Source organism: Streptomyces sp. 1114.5 (genome assembly GCF_003635085.1).
Taxonomy (GTDB): domain Bacteria; phylum Actinomycetota; class Actinomycetes; order Streptomycetales; family Streptomycetaceae; genus Kitasatospora.
Map to the genome: position 1 here is coordinate 4252578 of NZ_RBXE01000001.1, position 16388 is coordinate 4268965.

Annotated in this window: 10 protein-coding genes and 1 pseudogene; all 11 read left to right on the forward strand. The window is 74.7% G+C overall.

What is annotated here, in order from left to right:
• Window positions 1–51 precede the first annotated feature (51 nt).
• The 11 genes and pseudogenes from BX285_RS18985 (at window position 52) to BX285_RS19035 (ending at window position 16385) form a co-directional block, all read left to right on the forward strand.
• Entirely contained in the window at window positions 52–2220 is a 2169-nt protein-coding gene (locus tag BX285_RS18985; protein WP_183107106.1) for an AAA family ATPase, read from the forward strand.
• A 324-nt stretch (window positions 2221–2544) separates the two neighbouring features.
• Window positions 2545–3870 (forward strand): helix-turn-helix domain-containing protein, encoded by a 1326-nt coding sequence (locus tag BX285_RS18990; protein WP_121175880.1) that lies wholly within the window; start codon window positions 2545–2547, stop codon window positions 3868–3870.
• A gap of 241 nt (window positions 3871–4111) precedes the next feature.
• Complete coding sequence (locus BX285_RS18995; RefSeq protein ID WP_097239075.1) at window positions 4112–4636, forward strand: cobalamin B12-binding domain-containing protein; 525 nt, start codon at window positions 4112–4114, stop codon at window positions 4634–4636.
• A complete protein-coding gene (locus BX285_RS19000; protein ID WP_121175883.1) occupies window positions 4633–6069 on the forward strand; it encodes a methylaspartate mutase in 1437 nt (478 codons plus the stop codon). The genes BX285_RS18995 and BX285_RS19000 overlap by 4 nt, the downstream gene beginning before the upstream one ends.
• Complete coding sequence (locus BX285_RS19005; RefSeq protein ID WP_097239077.1) at window positions 6066–7061, forward strand: asparagine synthetase A; 996 nt, start codon at window positions 6066–6068, stop codon at window positions 7059–7061. The genes BX285_RS19000 and BX285_RS19005 overlap by 4 nt, the downstream gene beginning before the upstream one ends.
• Window positions 7058–8353: a glutamate synthase-related protein gene (locus BX285_RS19010; RefSeq protein ID WP_097239078.1), complete on the forward strand. Its 1296-nt coding sequence runs from the start codon at window positions 7058–7060 to the stop codon at window positions 8351–8353. Before BX285_RS19005 ends, BX285_RS19010 begins: the two co-directional genes overlap by 4 nt.
• Window positions 8346–9674 (forward strand): MFS transporter, encoded by a 1329-nt coding sequence (locus BX285_RS19015; protein ID WP_183107107.1) that lies wholly within the window; start codon window positions 8346–8348, stop codon window positions 9672–9674. The genes BX285_RS19010 and BX285_RS19015 overlap by 8 nt, the downstream gene beginning before the upstream one ends.
• A gap of 189 nt (window positions 9675–9863) precedes the next feature.
• A complete protein-coding gene (locus tag BX285_RS19020; protein ID WP_097239080.1) occupies window positions 9864–10073 on the forward strand; it encodes an MbtH family protein in 210 nt (69 codons plus the stop codon).
• Between the two features lie 32 nt (window positions 10074–10105).
• A pseudogene (locus BX285_RS19025) lies at window positions 10106–13276 on the forward strand (amino acid adenylation domain-containing protein); the annotation flags it as partial.
• Window positions 13273–16035, forward strand: coding sequence for an amino acid adenylation domain-containing protein (locus BX285_RS37410; protein ID WP_183107108.1), 2763 nt, complete (start codon window positions 13273–13275; stop codon window positions 16033–16035). The pseudogene BX285_RS19025 and the gene BX285_RS37410, both read left to right, overlap by 4 nt.
• Window positions 15936–16385 carry a phosphopantetheine-binding protein gene (locus tag BX285_RS19035; protein WP_183107109.1) on the forward strand — a complete coding sequence of 150 codons (450 nt, stop codon included), beginning with the start codon at window positions 15936–15938 and terminating at the stop codon, window positions 16383–16385. The genes BX285_RS37410 and BX285_RS19035 overlap by 100 nt, the downstream gene beginning before the upstream one ends.
• The last annotated feature ends 3 nt before the right edge of the window (window positions 16386–16388 follow it).

Here is a 16388-nt window from a genome sequence, read left to right on the forward strand (position 1 = left end):
GCTGGTTCCAGACCAGTGAGTGAGCCCGCTACGGGGAAAGGGACGTGCACGATGACCTCGGAAATCCGGCGGCCGGACGCCGCGGCGCAAGCCCGGGACCTCGACGGCGAGCTGCGGCGGGAACGGGCCTACGTCGAGGTCTGCCGGGCGGCACTGGCCCGGCAGATCGAGGACGCGAGCCACCAGGTCGTCGCCGGAGAGGACGTCTCCGGCGACGGCGCCAGCGCGGAGGCGCTCGGCCGGTACCTGCGGACGCGCGCCAAGCAGATGAAGGAGCTGCCGGAGAGCCCGTCCTTCTTCGGCCGCCTCGACTTCGCCGACACCCCGCAGGCCGGGGAGCACCGGCGCCAGCGCTACTACGTGGGCCGTCAACGGATCTCCGAGGACCCGACCGTGCCGCCCCTGGTGGTCGACTGGCGGGCCCCGGTCTCCCGCGCCTTCTACCGGGCCAGCGCCCACGACCCGCAGGGGCTCGCGCAGCGCCGCCGGTTCGGCTGGGCGCCCTGGAGCCTCGGCGCGCCGGAGGAACTGACCGGGCTGGAGGACGAGTGCCTCGACGGAATCGGTCGGGGAGCGGCGGGGAACGGCGGAGCCGGGAGCGGTGGGGCGGGGCGCGGTGGGGCGGGGCGCGGTGGGGTGGGTGGGATTCTCGCCGCCGAGATCGAACGGCCCCGCACCGGCCCGATGCGGGACATCGTCGCCACCATCCAGCCCGAGCAGGACGAACTCGTCCGCGGCGAGCTGAGCGAGTCCGTGTGCGTGCAGGGCGCCCCCGGCAGCGGCAAGACCGCCGTCGGCCTGCACCGCGCCGCCTACCTGCTCTACAGCTTCCCGCAACGGATCCGGCGCAGCGGGCTGCTGGTCATCGGCCCCAACCGGACCTTCCTGCGCTACATCGCCCAGGTCCTGCCCGCGCTCGGCGAGATCGACGTCACCCAGAGCACCGTGGCGGACCTGGTCGCCACCCGGCCGGTCACCGCCGTGGACGACGAAGGAGCCGCCACGATCAAGCAGGACGTCCGGATGGCGACCGTGCTGCGCCGGGCCCTCTACGGGCGGATCCGAGCGGCCGGCGCGGAGCCGCTGGTCGTCCCCGACGGCTCCTACCGGTGGCGGGTGCCGCCGGAGGAGCTCGACCGGGTCGTCGCGGAACTGCGCGAGCAGGCGCCGCCGTACGCGATCGGCCGGGAGAGCGTCCGCACCCGCGTGGTGGCCCTGCTGCAGGACCAGGCCGAGCGGCGGGCCGGCGTGATGTCCGGCGCCTGGAGGGCGAAGGTCGGGCGCTGCAAGCCCGTCGCGGCCTTCCTGGAAGCCGCCTGGCCCAACCTGCGCCCGGAAGCCGTGGTCGCCTCGCTGCTCGGCGACCCCGCCGTACTGGCCGAAGCCGCCGACGGGGTGCTCAGCCCGGAGGAACAGGCGGCGATCCTCTGGCGGCGGCCACCACGCTCCGAGAAGAGCGCCAAGTGGAGCGAGCACGACCTGATGCTGCTGGACGAGGTGGCCGGGTTGATCGAGCGCCCGGCCGGCTTCGGCCACGTCGTCGTCGACGAGGCCCAGGACCTCTCACCGATGCAGTGCCGGGCGATCGCCCGCCGCAGCGCCTTCGGCTCCCTCACCGTCCTCGGCGACCTCGCCCAGGCCACCGCCCCCTGGGCCGCCCGCAGCTGGCCCGAACAGCTCGCCCACCTCGGAAAGCCGGAGGCCACCGTGGTGCCCCTGACCACCGGCTTCCGCGTCCCGGCCGCGGTGATGGCACTGGCGAACCGGCTGCTGGACGCGCTGGACGTGGACGTGCCGCAGGCCGTCTCGCTGCGGCAGGACGGCAAGTTGACCGTACGGCGGGTCGGCGAGGCCGATGGCGGCGACCTCGGCGACCTCGGTGGCGCGGCGGTCGCGGCGGTGCGGGCCGCGCTGCAACGGGAGGGATCGATCGCGGTGATCGCGGCGGACGGCGCACTGGCGGACGCCGTCGAAGCCCTCCGGACGGCCGGAATCCCGACCGCCTCGGCCGAACAGGTGGGCACCACGGCCCGGGTGACGGTGCTGCCGGCCTCGCTGGTCAAGGGACTGGAGTACGACCACGTGGTGCTGCTGGAGCCGGCGGCGATCGTGGCAGCCGAGCCGCGTGGCCTCCACCGGCTCTATGTCGTGGTGACCCGGGCGGTCTCCCGGCTGGACATCCTCCACACCCGGCCACTGCCCGCCCCGCTGGGAGGGTGAGACAGACCGGTAGCGGTGGAGGGGCCGCCCGGGTGGCTTTCGGGGGACGCGGAGCGCGGTGGGTCGGGATGAGGCGCGGGGAGGGCGCCGACCGGGCAGGGGAACGCGGGAGTGGGGGGTGCGGTGGGGCGGAGGGGTGGCGTCCGGTCCCTGCGGTGAAGGGGGGTTGAGCTGGGGGTTCGGGGGGCGCAGATCGCTCGGAGATCGGGTGTGGATCCCCGGTCGGGAAGATCGCTCCAGCGGTCGTCGGGCTGGACTCGGCGGCGTCGCGCCGGTCGGCGGGGCAGAGGCCGACCGGGCGGGAATGAGCGTGGGGAGACCATCATGGACGGGACTCAATTCGGCGAACTCCTCAGGGCCCACCGGAACCGGCGCGGGCTCACCCAGCGTCAGCTGGCCGACCTGGCGACGCTGAGTGTGCGCGCCGTGCGCAACCTCGAACTGGGGAAGGCGCAGCGGCCCCGGCAGGAGACGGTCCGGCTGCTGAGCGAGGTGCTGCGGCTGAACGACTCGCGTCGGGCCGAGCTGGAGTCGGCGGCGTACGCGCCGGTGCCGGTCGGTCGGCGGGGCATCGGCGAGTCGGTGGCCCCGCCCGCGCCGACCGCGCCGATGGTCGGCCGGATCGCCGAACTCGACGGTCTGATGCGGATGTTGACGGTGGACGGTCATCGGTCGCTGAGCATCGTCGGGCTCGGGGGTGTCGGCAAGACCCGGTTGGCGCTCGAACTCGCCGGGGCCGTCCACGCCGGGTGCGGGTGGCCGGTGCTGTGGCTGCCGTGGCAGGCCCTGTCGGGCCGGGAGGCGGGCGGCCGTCGGCTGGCGGACCTGCCGATCGGCAGGCTGCTGCCCGAGGCGGCGGAGGACCCCCGGCGGGCCCTGGCCGCGCTCGGTCCGCTGATCGGTGACGCGCAGCTCCTGCTGGTGATCGACGGATCGGATGCCGACGGTGAGCAGGCGGCGGCGGAGCTGGCGGGGCTGCTGCAGCGGTGCCCCCGGCTGCGGGTGGTGGTGACCTCCCGGGCGCCGTTGCGGACGGCGGGGGAGCAGGTCGTCCCGCTGGGTCCGCTGGCGGTGCCGGCGGAGCCGGTGGCCGGGGCCGCCGAGCTGGCCAGGATCGACTCCGTCCGGCTGCTGGTCTCGCACGTCCACCGGTTCCACCCCGGGTTCCGGCTGGACGCGGCGACCGCGCCGGCCGTGGCGGCGATCTGCCGCCGGCTCGACGGGGTGCCGAGTGCACTGGCGCACGCGGCCGAGTGGTTCCTGACGGAGGGCCCGGCGGACCTGCTGGCGCTGGCCACGCACAGTCCGCTGATCCTGGCCTCCTCCCCGAGCGGGGTGGGCCAGCACGCGGACGCCCGTCGCCACCTCGGCCGGAGCCTGGCCGCGCTGCCGGAGGCCGGGCGGAGGGTGCTGGAGCGGATGGGCGGGCGGGCCGAGCCCTGGACGGTGGCCGAGGCGGCCGGCCCCGCGCCGGACCCGGCCGGGTACGCGGAGGCCACGCGGGCCGTGCACGGGCTGCTGGTGCACGGTCTGCTGCGGGAGACCGCCGACGGGCTGCGGCGCCGGTTCACCGTGCTCAACCTGATTCGCGCACTGACCGCCGAGCGGCCGGTCGGGGCCGGCGTGCCGGTGCCCGTGGGCGGGGTCTGACGCGCCGGGGCGGGATTCGGCGTGGGGTCCGGGGGAGGGCCCGGGGCGGGGTTCGTGGCGTCGCAGCACGCGGCGGGAACCCCGCGGTGGGTCCGAAACTACCGCTCGGATGCCCCTGGGAGTGCCCTTCGGGGGCCGGGGCCGTCACTACGTTCGGCTCAGTCGGCAAACAGTCGACCTCAGCGAGCTCATCGAGACGTCAGATGCGACGCGAAAAGCGGCATCCCGGCGGAAGCGAACTATGGAAACAGAGAACACGCGCTCGGCCATCGCGAGAACCGGACTCGATGTCGTCGTCTCCGGAGTGATGTCCGACGCCCACACCTGGAACCTCGTCTACCTCCAGTTGCTGCTGGAGGAGTTGGGGCACCGAGTCGTCAACCTCGGCCCCTGCGTGCCCGGCGACCTGCTGGTCGCCGAGTGCGAGTGGCGCCGCCCGGACCTGATCGTGCTCAGCAGCGTGAACGGGCACGGTGCCCAGGACGGCCTGCTGGCGATCGAACGGCTGCGGGCCTGCCCGGAGCTGGCGGACTGCCCGGTGATCATCGGCGGGAAGCTCGGCGTGCGCGGCGCCGACGAAGGCGACCGCTCGGCCGAGCTGCTGGCAGCCGGGTTCGACGCGGTCTTCGACGACGCGGGCGGGGTGACGGCCTTCCGCTCCTTCGTCGGATCCCTGGAGAAGGCGGCCCTGCGAGCGGGGACGTCGGAGGCCGGCCTCGGAACGGCGCCGGCGTCGCTGGCCCTGGAAGCGGGAGGCGCCCGATGAACGGCGAGCCGGAGCGGACCGCCGGACCGGACCGGACCGCCCGACCGGTACGAACCGCCGATCCGGAGCGGACCGCCGAGGTCGCCCGGTCCGCCGCCCGGGTGCTCCCGGTCCGGCGGTCCGGCTTCGGCGAGTTCGTCGCCCGGGCGCATGCCCGCGGGCAGTTGGTCGTCCAGCCCCGGATGGGCTTCAGCGACCCCGAGGAGATGCGCGGCGGGCTGCTCGCGACCAAGCGGGCCCGGGCCACCACCGTCGGCACGCTCACCCTGGACAGCTACACCCGGGTCGGCGAGCACGACGCCGCCCGCCGGGCGCTGGCCGCAGGGGTGCGCCTCAACGGCTACCCGATCGTCGCCCACGGCACTGCCCGTACCGGGGCGGTCCTGGACGGGGCGCTGGACGAGGGCTTCCCCGTCCAGGTCCGGCACGGTTCGGCGCGGCCGCAGCGCATCATGACCGCCCTGGCCGAGGCCGGCCTGCACGCCACCGAGGGCGGACCGGCCTCCTACTGCCTGCCGTACGGCCGGGTGCCGCTGCGCGAGTCGGTGGAGAACTGGGTCGAGTGCTGCCGACTGCTGGGCTCCGTAAGGGACTTCGGCGAGGAGCCGCACCTGGAGACCTTCGGCGGCTGCATGATGGGCCAGCTCTGCCCGCCCTCGCTGCTGGTCGCCATCAGCCTCCTGGAGGGACTGTTCTTCTGCCAGAACGGGGTGACCGACGTCTCGCTGAGCTACGCCCAGCAGACCAGCGGCCCGCAGGACGAGGAGGCCGTGGCCGCGCTGCGCCGGCTGGCGGCCGAGTTCCTGCCCACGCCCTCCTGGCACATCGTGGTCTACACCTACATGGGCGTCTTCCCGCAGACCCCCGAGGGGGCGGCCGACCTGCTCGCCGCCTCGGCGCGGCTCGCGGTCCGCTCGGGCGCCTCACGGCTGATCGTGAAGACCTCCGCCGAGGCGTTCGGGATCCCGACCGTCGGGGAGAACGTGACCGCCCTGGAGCACGCCGCCCGGGTGGCAGCCGGGACAACCTCCCTACCGGGCACCGGGGTCGAGGAGGACAGCGAGGTCTACGCCGAGGCACGGGCCTTCGTGGAGGCGGTGCTGGACCTGGACGGCGTGGTCGCCCGCTCCCTGCCGACCGCCTTCGAACGCGGCTACCTGGACGTCCCGTTCTGCCTGCACCCGGACAACGCGGGCCTGTCCCGCAGCACCATCGACGACTCCGGCCGACTGCGCTGGACGGCGACCGGCTCGATGCCGCTCGGCCGCGCCGCCGTCACCGGGCTCACCCGGCCGCTCACCTCGGCCGGACTGCTGACCTCGCTGTCGTACGTCCAACGCGGCTACGACCGCGCGGAACTCGGCCGCGCCGCGGGCCGGTCGATCACCACTGTTCCTTCATCCACTCCAGAGAGCACGAGGCCCCAACCGTGAACACCCCCTTCGAGACGCCCGAACTCCCGCACCCCCGCCGGCACCTGACCTCCCCGGTCACCCGCGGCGCGCTGCGCATCCAGGGCGGCCTGCTGACCGCCGCCCGCCAGTTCCTGCGCGACAACGGCTTCACCGAGCTGCTCCCGCCGATCATCGGGCCGGTCACCGACCCGGGCAACCGCGGTGCCAAGCAGGTCGACATCGACTACTACGGCCACCGCTACAAGCTGATGACCAGCGCGATCCTGTACAAGCAGGCCTCGCTGCTGGCCTTCGACAAGATCTTCTACGTGGCGCCGAACGTACGCCTGGAGCCGGTGGAGACCGCCGGCACCGGCCGCCACCTCACCGAGTTCCACCAGCTGGACGTCGAGGTGGCCGGCGCCACCCGGGACGACATCCTCCAGCTGATCGAGGACCTGGTGCGCCACATGGCCCGCCACGTGGTCACCGAGCACGCCGAGGACCTGGAGCAACTCGGCCGCGACCCGGGCGCGTTCACCGACCTGATCAACACCGCCTTCGACCGGATCTCGCACGCCACCGCCGTCGAGCGGCTGCACGAGCTCGGCCACGGGCAGAGCCCGGACGCCGAACTCGACTGGCCCGGCGAGGCGTTGCTCTCCGGCAAGGCCAGCCGCCCGTTCTTCGTCACCGACTACCCCAAGGGCTCGCGGGGCTTCTACGACCGGGAGAACCTGGAAAACCCGGGCGTGCTGCGCAACTTCGACCTGATCGCGCCCGAGGGCTACGGCGAACTGTGCAGCGGCAGCGAGCGCGAGTCCGACTACGCGCGGATCGTCGCCCGGATCCGCGAGACCGGCGAGAACCCGGCCAAGTACGCCTGGTACCTGGAGACCGCCCGTGAGGGCATCCCGGCCAGCTCCGGCTTCGGCATCGGCCTGCAGCGCCTCACCCGCTACGTCGCCGGGCTGGACGCCGTCTGGCAGGCCAGCGCGTTCCCCAAGCTGGTCGGGACGGTGTCGCCGTGAGCGCCCTGCACGCCGTCGGCCTGCCGGAGGCCGAGATCCGCACCCGCGCCCGCACCGGCACCGCCGCGGCCTTCCCCTCGGTGGACGACTACGGCCACACCCTCTACGGCGACGACGGCCGGCCCGCCGCGGACCCGCTCGACCGGGCCCGGCTGGTCCCGCCGGTGTTCGTCCCGCAGCGGCTGGAGAAGCTGATCGACCTGGGCCGCGAACCGCTCTTCTCCGACGTCGAACTCGCCACCACCGTCGGCGGTTTCGCCTCCGCACTGCCGCTGTACGTGTCGGCCTTCGGCTCCACCCAGGTCGCCAGCCGCGACCTCGGGGTGGCCGCCGCCCGGCAGGCCGGCCGGCTCGGCCTGCCGATGGTGATCGGCGAGAACATCGTCCCGGTCCAGGGCTACGGCCGCGCCGAGACCGACGAACAGCGCGCCCTGCTGCGCAGGATCGAGGCCTATGCCGGTGAACTCCCGGACGGACTGGGCGGGTTGGTGGTCCAGCAGAGCACCGAGGACGCCGACGCCGAGGTCTGGAACCTGGTCTACAGCGACCCCGGCACCCGCGGACTGCTCGAATCCGGGCGCCTGGGCTTCGAGTTGAAGGTCGGCCAGGGGGCGAAGCCCGGCCTCGGCGGAATGACCGTCCTGCCGCGCGCCGAGGCGGCCCGGCTCGCCGACCGCTTCCAGCTCCAGGAGGTCTTCGGTCCGGACGATCCGCGGGTCCTGCGCAGCGGCAGCCCCGGCACCTTCACCGACGAGATCCTGCGCCAGCAGATCCGGCTGATGCGCAACAACTTCCCGCACGCCCGGGTCTGGGTGAAGCTCCCGCCGGCCCGGGACGTCGCCGCGGCCGCTGCGGTGGCCTGGGCGGCCGGCGCCGACGCGGTGACCGTGGACGGCGCCGAGGGCGGCTCCGGCTGGGCGCCCAGCGCCTTCCCGGCGCAGGTCGGCCTCCCGCTGCACGAGTGCCTGCGCCGGGTCAGCCCGACCGGCTGCCTGCTCGCGGCCGGCCGGATCTGGGAGGGCGCCCGGGCGGCCAAGGCGCTCGCCCTCGGGGCCACCGCCGTCGGCCTCGGGCGGGCGGCGCTGCTGGCCGTCGACGAGGACCCGCAGGACGGCCTGGCCCGCCTGGTGGAGTGCCTGGCGCTGGAGCTGCGGCTGATCACCAGCGCGCTCGGCGTCTACTCCACCGGCGCGCTGACCCCGGAGGACGTCTGGTTCGGCGCGGACCCCACGACGACCGCCACCGCCGAACATCGGGTGGGGAGCCAGGCGGAGGGCCACCTCCGTGGCTGAGGCCGAGACCCTGGTCCGCAAGGACGGCCCGGAGCCGCCCGGCCGGCCGGGGCAGCCCGGACAGCCCGAACCGCACGCCTACGGAAGCCCGTTCAGCCCCGGCTACCTCGGCTTCGTCGCCGCGAACGGCTTCTCCGCGGTCGGGAACTCCGCCTGGTTCGTCGCCCTCACCGTGGTGCTCACCGAGACCGCCTCCCCGACCGTGACCGGCGCCGTCCTGGCGCTCTGCTCGCTGCCCGCGCTGCTGGGCCTGCTGATCGGCGGGGCGGTGGTCGACCGGACCGGCCCGCGCCGGGTCATGGTCGTGGCGGACCTGCTGCGCTGCGCCGTCCAGGCGGCGGCCGCCGTCGTCGCCTGGCTCGGCCACCTGTCGGTGCCCGTCTTCGTGGCCGTGCTGCTGCTGACCAACCTGATGGACGCCTTCTTCATGCCGGCCTCCGGGGCGCTGCGCCCCCGCCTGCTGCCGCGCGAGCACCTGCTGCGGGGCAACTCGCTGTTCCTGCTGGGCGCGCGCGGCGGCCAGGCACTCGGCGGGCCGGTCGGGGCGCTGCTCATGGGCGTCGGCGGCGCGGCCCTGGTGGCCGGCTTCGACGCGGTCAGCTTCGCCGTCTCGGCCGTCGCGGTGCTGCTGCTGCGGGCCCCGGCCGTACGGCAAGCGGTACCGACAGCGGCACCGTCCCCGGGAAAGGCCGAGGACGGTGGCGGCCCGCCGCCGGAGGGCCTGCCGGCCCGGATCCGGGAGGGCCTGCGGTACATCCGCGGCCACCGCGACCTGTTCTGGCTGATCGTGCTGATCGGCCTGAGCGAGCTCGCCAGCATGGGGCCGGTCAACGTCGGCCTGGTGCTGCTCGCCGACCGCTACGGCACCCCGCTGGGCGTCGGGGCGCTGCTCACCGCCTTCACCCTGGGCGCCGTCGCCAGCTTCCTGATCTCGACGGCCTGGCCGACCCGCCGCCGCAGCGGCGGCATGGTGGTCGTCGGGGTGACGGGGCAGGGCCTGCTGCTGGCCGTCCTCGGCCTGATCGGGTCCTTCGGGCCGGCCGTGGCCGTCTACTTCGGGCTCGGCATGCTCTCCGGGCTGGTCGGCAACGTGCTCGGCTCGCTGGTACAGCGCTGGGCCGCGCCGGAGGTGCGGGGCCGGGTGATGTCCGTCCTCAACATGACGGCCTTCACGGCCGTGCCGGTGGGCAACCTGATGCTGGGCGTGCTGGTCAACGCCGTCGGGCTGCCCGCCACGATGCTCCTGCACGGCGCCCTGGCCGGGCTGGCGGCGCTCATCGCCGCCCTCCGGCCCGCCATCGGCAAGGCCCGGCTGGACTGAAGTGCCGCCGGACTGCCTCAGCGAGTGCCCCCCGGCGCTTCCCCCCGCTCGTACGGTCGTAGGCGTGGCCGCGGCGCGTGCGAATCCCCTGGTGACAGACCCCCGCAGCGAATCCCCCCGCAGAAACCCGCAGCAGAAACCCGCAGCGGACCCCGATACCGCAGTGAATTCCCGGACACAGGAGCCGACATGAGCAGCAACCCCTTCGAGAACCCGGACGAGTCGTACTACGCGCTGGTCAACGACGAGGGCCAGTACTCCCTCTGGCCGGCCTCGATCCCCGTCCCCGAGGGCTGGACCTCGGCCCACGGCGAGGACACCCGGGAGGCGTGCCTGGCCCACATCGAGTCCGCGTGGACGGACATGCGGCCCAACAGCCTGATCAACGCGTCGAACTGACCCGCCCCGCGCGACCCCTAGGAGTCCCCGTGATCCCGTTGTCCTACGCCCAGCGACGGCTGTGGTTCATCAACCAGCTGGAGGAGCCGAACGGCACGTACAACGTCCCCGTGGTCGTACGGTTCCGGGGACCGCTGGAGGTCGAGAGCCTGCGCGGCGCCCTCCACGACGTCCTGGTCCGCCACGAGGCGCTGCGCACCACGTTCTGCGAGCGGGACGGGGAGCTGTGGCAGGAGGTGGCGGACGAGGAGTCGGTGCAGCTCACCTTCGTCACCCGGGACTGCACGGAGGCGGAGCTGGAGGAGCTGGTCGACGCGGAGACCGCGCGGCCCTTCGACCTCGCGGTGGACATGCCGCTGCGGGCGCTGCTGCTCTCCGTCGACCCGGAGCAGCACGTGCTGGTGGTGGTGATGCACCACATCGCCAGCGACGGCTGGTCGATGGCCCCGCTGCTGCGCGACCTCGCCACCGCGTACGAGGCGCGCTGCGCCGGCCGGGCGCCCGCCTGGGAGCCGCTGCCGGTGCAGTACACCGACTACACCCTCTGGCAGCGCGAACTGCTCGGCGAGGAGGACGACCCGGAAAGTCTGCTGTCCCGTCAACTCTCCTTCTGGAAGCAGGAGTTGGCCGATCTTCCGGAGGAGCTGGCGCTGCCCGCCGACCGGCCCCGACCGGCGGTCGGCTCGCACCTGGGCGGCACCGTCCGCTTCGAGGGTGACGCCGACGTGCACCGCCGGCTGGCGCGGCTGGCCCAGGCCGACGGCGGCACGCTGTTCATGGTGCTGCAGGCGGCGCTCGGCGTCCTGCTCTCCCGGCTGGGCGCCGGCACCGACATCCCGCTGGGCACGCCGGTGGCCGGGCGCACCGACGAGGCGCTGGACGAGCTGGTCGGCTTCTTCGTCAACACCCTGGTGCTGCGCACCGACCTCTCCGGCAACCCGACCTTCACCGAGCTGCTGGCCCGGGTCCGCCGCAGCGACCTCGCGGCCTTCGAGAACCAGGACGTGCCCTTCGAGCAGCTGGTCCAGGAGCTCAACCCGGACCGCTCGCTCGCTCGCAACCCGCTGTTCCAGGTGATGCTGGTCCTGCAGAACGCCGCCACCGCGCGCCTGGACTTCGCCGGCCTCGACGCCGAGCACCGGATCGCCGCCAGCACCGGGTCGAAGTTCGACCTGACCCTGGACCTCGCCGAGCGCCAGGACCTCTTCGGCGGCCCGGCCGGGCTGAGCGGCACCCTGCAGTACTCGGCCGACCTGTTCGACCGCCGGACGGCGGAGTGGCTGGCGGCGAGCCTGCTGCGGGTGCTGGAGGCGGTGGCCGCGTTCCCGGACGCCCGGGTCGGCGAGCTGGACCTGCTCAGCGACGAGGAGTTGGCGCTGCTGGAGGAGTGGAACGGCCCGGCGGGCGTGCCGGTGGCGCAGTGCGCCCACGGGGTGGTCGAGGCCCGGGCCGCGGAGACCCCGGAGGCGACGGCCCTGGTCTTCCGCGACGAGCGGGTGACGTACGCGGAGCTGAACGCCCGGGCGAACCGGCTGGCGCGGCAGCTGCGCGCGGCCGGCGTCGAGCGCGGCCGGGTGGTCGGGGTGCTGTTGGAGCGCGGCGTCGACCTGGTGGTGGCGGTGCTGGGCGTGCTGAAGGCCGGCGCGGGCTACACCGTGCTGGACACCGACTTCCCGGCGGACCGCTGGAAGGCCGTCCTGGGGCAGGTGGACGCCGAGGTCGTGGTCACCACGGCCGAGTACGCCGAGCGGCTGCCCGAGCTGCGGGCGGTGCGGCTGGACGCGGATGCGGCGCGGATCGCCGCCCAGGACCCGGCGGACCCGGGCCTGAGCGTCGGCCTGGACGACGTGGCCTGCGTGATGTTCACCTCCGGCTCGACCGGCCGTCCCAAGGGCGTGGTGGCCTCCCACCGTGCTCTGGTGGCGACCCTGGTCGGCCAGGAGTTCGTCGGTTTCGGTGCGGACGAGGTCTGGCTGCAGTGCTCGCCCGTCTCCTGGGACGCCTTCGCCCTGGAGCTGTTCGGCGCGCTGTTCTCCGGCGGCACCTGCGTGCTCCAGCCGGGCCAGCGCCCCGAGCCGGCGGTGATCGAGGCGCTGGTCGCCGAGCACAAGGTGTCGACGATGCACGTGTCGGCGAGCCTGCTCAACTTCCTGCTGGACATGTACCCGGGCGTCTTCGGCTCGGTGCGCCAGGTGATGACCGGCGGCGAGCCGGCCTCGATGCCGCACGTGCGCAAGCTCCTGGAGCAGCGTCCCGACCTCCGGCTGGTGAACGGCTACTCGCCGGTGGAGAACATGATCTTCACCATGTGCCACACGGCGGTGCCGGCGGACGCCTCGTCGGTCTCGCTGCCGGTCGGCCGGCCGATCGCCGGCAAGCGGGTCTACGTGCTGGACAACTTCCTCAACCTCGTCCCGCCGGGCGTGGCCGGGGAGCTGTACATGGCCGGCCCGGGCCTGGCGCGCGGCTACGCGGGCCAGCCGGCGCTCACCTCCGAGCGCTTCGTCGCCAACCCCTTCGAGCCGGGCACCCGGATGTACCGCACCGGCGACCTGGTGCGCTGGCGCGCCGACGGCGTGATGGAGTTCCTCGGCCGCGCCGACCAGCAGGTCAAGATCCGCGGCTTCCGGATCGAACTCGGCGAGGTGGAGGCCGCGCTGTCGCGCTGCGAGGGCGTCCGGCAGGCCGTGGTGCTGGCCCGCGAGGACACCCCCGGCGACAAGCGGCTGGTCGGCTACGTCATCGGCGATCAGGGCCGGCAGGCCGACCTGGACCCGGCCGACCTGCGCGAGCAGGTGGCCGCCTTCCTGCCCGAGTACATGGTCCCCTCGGCCGTCGTGGTCCTGGAGGCGATCCCGCGCACGCCCAACGGCAAGCTGGACCGCAAGGCGCTGCCCGCCCCCGACTACAGCGCGGCGAGCACCGGCCGGGCCCCGCGCACCCCGCAGGAGGAGGTCCTCTGCGCGCTGTTCGCGGAGGTGCTGGGCCTGGAGAAGGTCGGCATCGACGACAGCTTCTTCGCCCTGGGCGGCCACTCCCTGCTCGCCACCCGCCTGATCAGCCGGATCCGCACCGCCCTGGACGCCGAACTGGGCATCCGCACCGTCTTCGAGGCCCGGACGGTCGCCGCCCTGGCCCAGCGGCTCTCCCGTGCCGGCAAGGCCCGCCCGGCCCTGCGGCGCCGGAGCAAGGAGACACCGTGAGCCGGCCCCCCGCACCGCCCGCACCCGGGCTGCCTGCCGCGGGGACGCACCCGGCCCCGGCCCCCGCGCCGCCCCTGGCGGCGTCCCACCCGGCCCCCGCGCCGCCCGCCCTGCTGCCGGAGCTGTTCGAGGCCCAGTCCGCCCGCACCCCGCGGGCCACCGCCGTGGTCTTCGAGGGCACCGTGCTCGGCTACGCCGAACTCGACGCCGCCGCCAACCGTCTCGCCCGGCTGCTGATCGAGCACGGCGCGGGCCCCGAACGGACCGTCGCCCTGGTGCTGCCGCGCACGGCCGGGCTGGTGGTCGCCCTGCTGGCCGTGCTCAAGTCCGGTGCCGCGTACCTGCCGATCGACCCGGACCACCCGGCCGGCCGGATCGCCCACGTGCTGGCCGACGCCGAGCCGACCCTGGTGCTCACCACCGAGGCCCTGGCCGACCGGCTGCCGCCCGGCGCGCTGACCGTCGACTCCGCCGCCACCGCCGAGGCCCTGGCCCGGCGCGCGGCGGGCGTCGTCACCGACGCCGAGCGCACCGCCCCGCTGCACCCGCAGCACCCCGCGTACGTGGTCTACACCTCGGGCTCCACCGGCCGCCCCAAGGGCGTCGTGGTGCCGCACGCGGCCCTGGCCAACCTGCTCGACGACCTCCGCCGGCGCTTCCCGCTCACCGAGCGGGACCGCTGGCCGGCGGTGGCCACCGTCGCCTTCGACATGGCCGTCCCCGAGCTGTACCTGCCGCTGGTCAGCGGTGCCCGGGTGGTCCTGGTGCCACGGCCCGTCGTCGGCGACCCGGCGGCGCTCGGCCGGCTGCTGCACCGCTCGGGCGCCACCGTCCTGCAGGCCACCCCCTCGCTCTGGCGCACCCTGGTCGAGCACGGCGGTGAACTGCCCCGGCTGCGCGTGCTGGTGGGCGCCGAGGCGCTGCCGGCACCGCTCGCGGCGGCCATCCGCCGCTTCGGCGAGGTCACCAACCTGTACGGCCCCACCGAGACCACCGTCTGGTCCACGGCCGCCCAGCTCGACCCGGCGACCGGCGACCCGACGATCGGCGCACCCATCGCCGGCACCCGGGTGCACCTCCTGGACGAGGCCCTGCGCCCCGTCCCGGACGGCGAGTTGGGCGAGCTGTACATCGCCGGTGCGGGCCTCGCCCGCGGCTACGCGGGCCAGCCGGCGCTCACCGCCGAACGCTTCGTCGCCGACCCCTTCGCGCCGGGCACCCGGATGTACCGCACCGGTGACCTCGCCCGCCGCGGGGCCGACGGCGGACTGCGCTTCGCGGGCCGCGCCGACACCCAGGTGAAGGTGCGCGGCCACCGGATCGAACTGGGCGAGGTCGAGGCGGCGATGCTGCGCCACCCCGGCGTCGCGCAGAGCGCCGTCCTGGCCCGCGAGGACCGGCCCGGCGACGTCCGGCTGGTCGGCTACGCGGTGCCTGCCCGCCCGGCGGCCGACCGGGCCGAGACCCAGGACGCCCGGCAGGTCGAGGGCTGGCAGGCCGTCTTCGACGCCGAGTACCGGGCCAGCGCCGGGATCCCCCTCGGTGAGGACTTCCGGCTCTGGCGCAGCAGTTACGACGGCCGGCCGATCCCGCCGGAGCAGATGGCCGAGTGGCAGGACACCACGGTCGCCCGGATCCGCGCGCTCGGCCCGGGCCCCGGCCGGGTGCTGGAGATCGGCGTCGGCAGCGGGCTGCTGCTGGCACCGCTGGCACCGCACTGCGCGTCCTACTGGGCCACCGACGTGTCGGCGGCCGCGATCGAGGCGCTGCGCGGAAAGATCGCCCGGGTGCCCGAACTCGCCGACCGGGTAAGGCTGTCGGTCCAGCCCGCGGACGCCGTCGCCGAGCTGCCGCTGGGCGGCTTCGACACCGTGGTGCTCAACTCGGTGGCGCAGTACTTCCCGAGCGGCGGGTACCTGCTGCGCGTGATCGAACGCGCCCTGGAGCTGGTGGCGCCCGGCGGCACCGTCTTCCTCGGCGACCTGCGCAACCTGCGCACGCAGCGCTGCCTGCAGGCCGCGATCCGGCTGGCCGGCGCCGAACCGACCGACGACGCCGGGGTGTTGCGCAAGGAGATCGAGGCCGCGGTGCTCGCCGAGGAGGAACTGCTCGTCGACCCGGCGCTGTTCACGGCGCTGCCCGGCCTGCTGCCCGAACTGGCCGACGCCGAGGTGTTGTTGCGCCGCGGCGGGCACCACAACGAGCTGACCCGGCACCGCTACGACGCGGTGCTGCGCCGCCGGACGGGTGGTGAGCAGTCCTCGGTGCCCGTGCCCGAACTACGCTGGCCCGAGGGTGGGTTGGATGCCCTGGCCCTACGGCTGGAGGCGCAGCGCCCAGCCCGGCTGCGGGTGACGGACGTGCCCAACGGCCGGCTCGCGCACGAACTCGCTGCCCTGCGGGTGCTGGAGGCGGACGGGACGGTCGCCCAGGCGCTGGCCGCCCACCGCGCCGGCCCCGGCACCGCCCCGGACCCGGACCCGGAGGAGTTCCACCGCCTCGGCGAAGGCTCGGCTACCGCGTCGCGGTCGGCTGGGCCCCGGCCGAAGCCGGCGCGCTCGACGTCCTGTTCACCGCATCGGAGGCCGCACCCGCCGCACCCGCCGCACCCGCCGCCCCGCGCACCGGGCCCACGCCGGTCCTGGCCGCCTGCACCAACGTGCCGGCCGGCTCGCGCGAACAGGCCGTCCTGGCCGGGGAAGTGCGCGCGCTCCTGGCCGCGCAACTGCCCGGATACATGGTGCCGAGCGCCATCGTGACGCTGGACGCCATGCCGCTCACCCCGAACGGCAAGCTGGACCGCAAGGCCCTGCCCGTCCCGCTCCTGCCGGTGGCCGGCACCGGCCGCGCACCGCGCACCCCGCACGAGAAGGCCCTCTGCACGCTCTTCGCCGAGGTGCTGGGCCTGGACGCCGTGGCCGGCGTCGACGACGACTTCTTCGAGCTGGGCGGCCACTCCCTGCTCGCCACCCGGCTGATCAGCCGGATCCGCACCGAACTCGATGCCGAACTGAGCATCACCACGATCTTCGAAGCCCGTACCGTCGCCGGTGTCGCGAAGCGGCTGGCCGGCGCCGACAAGGCCCGGCCCGCTCTGCGGCCGCGGTAGAAG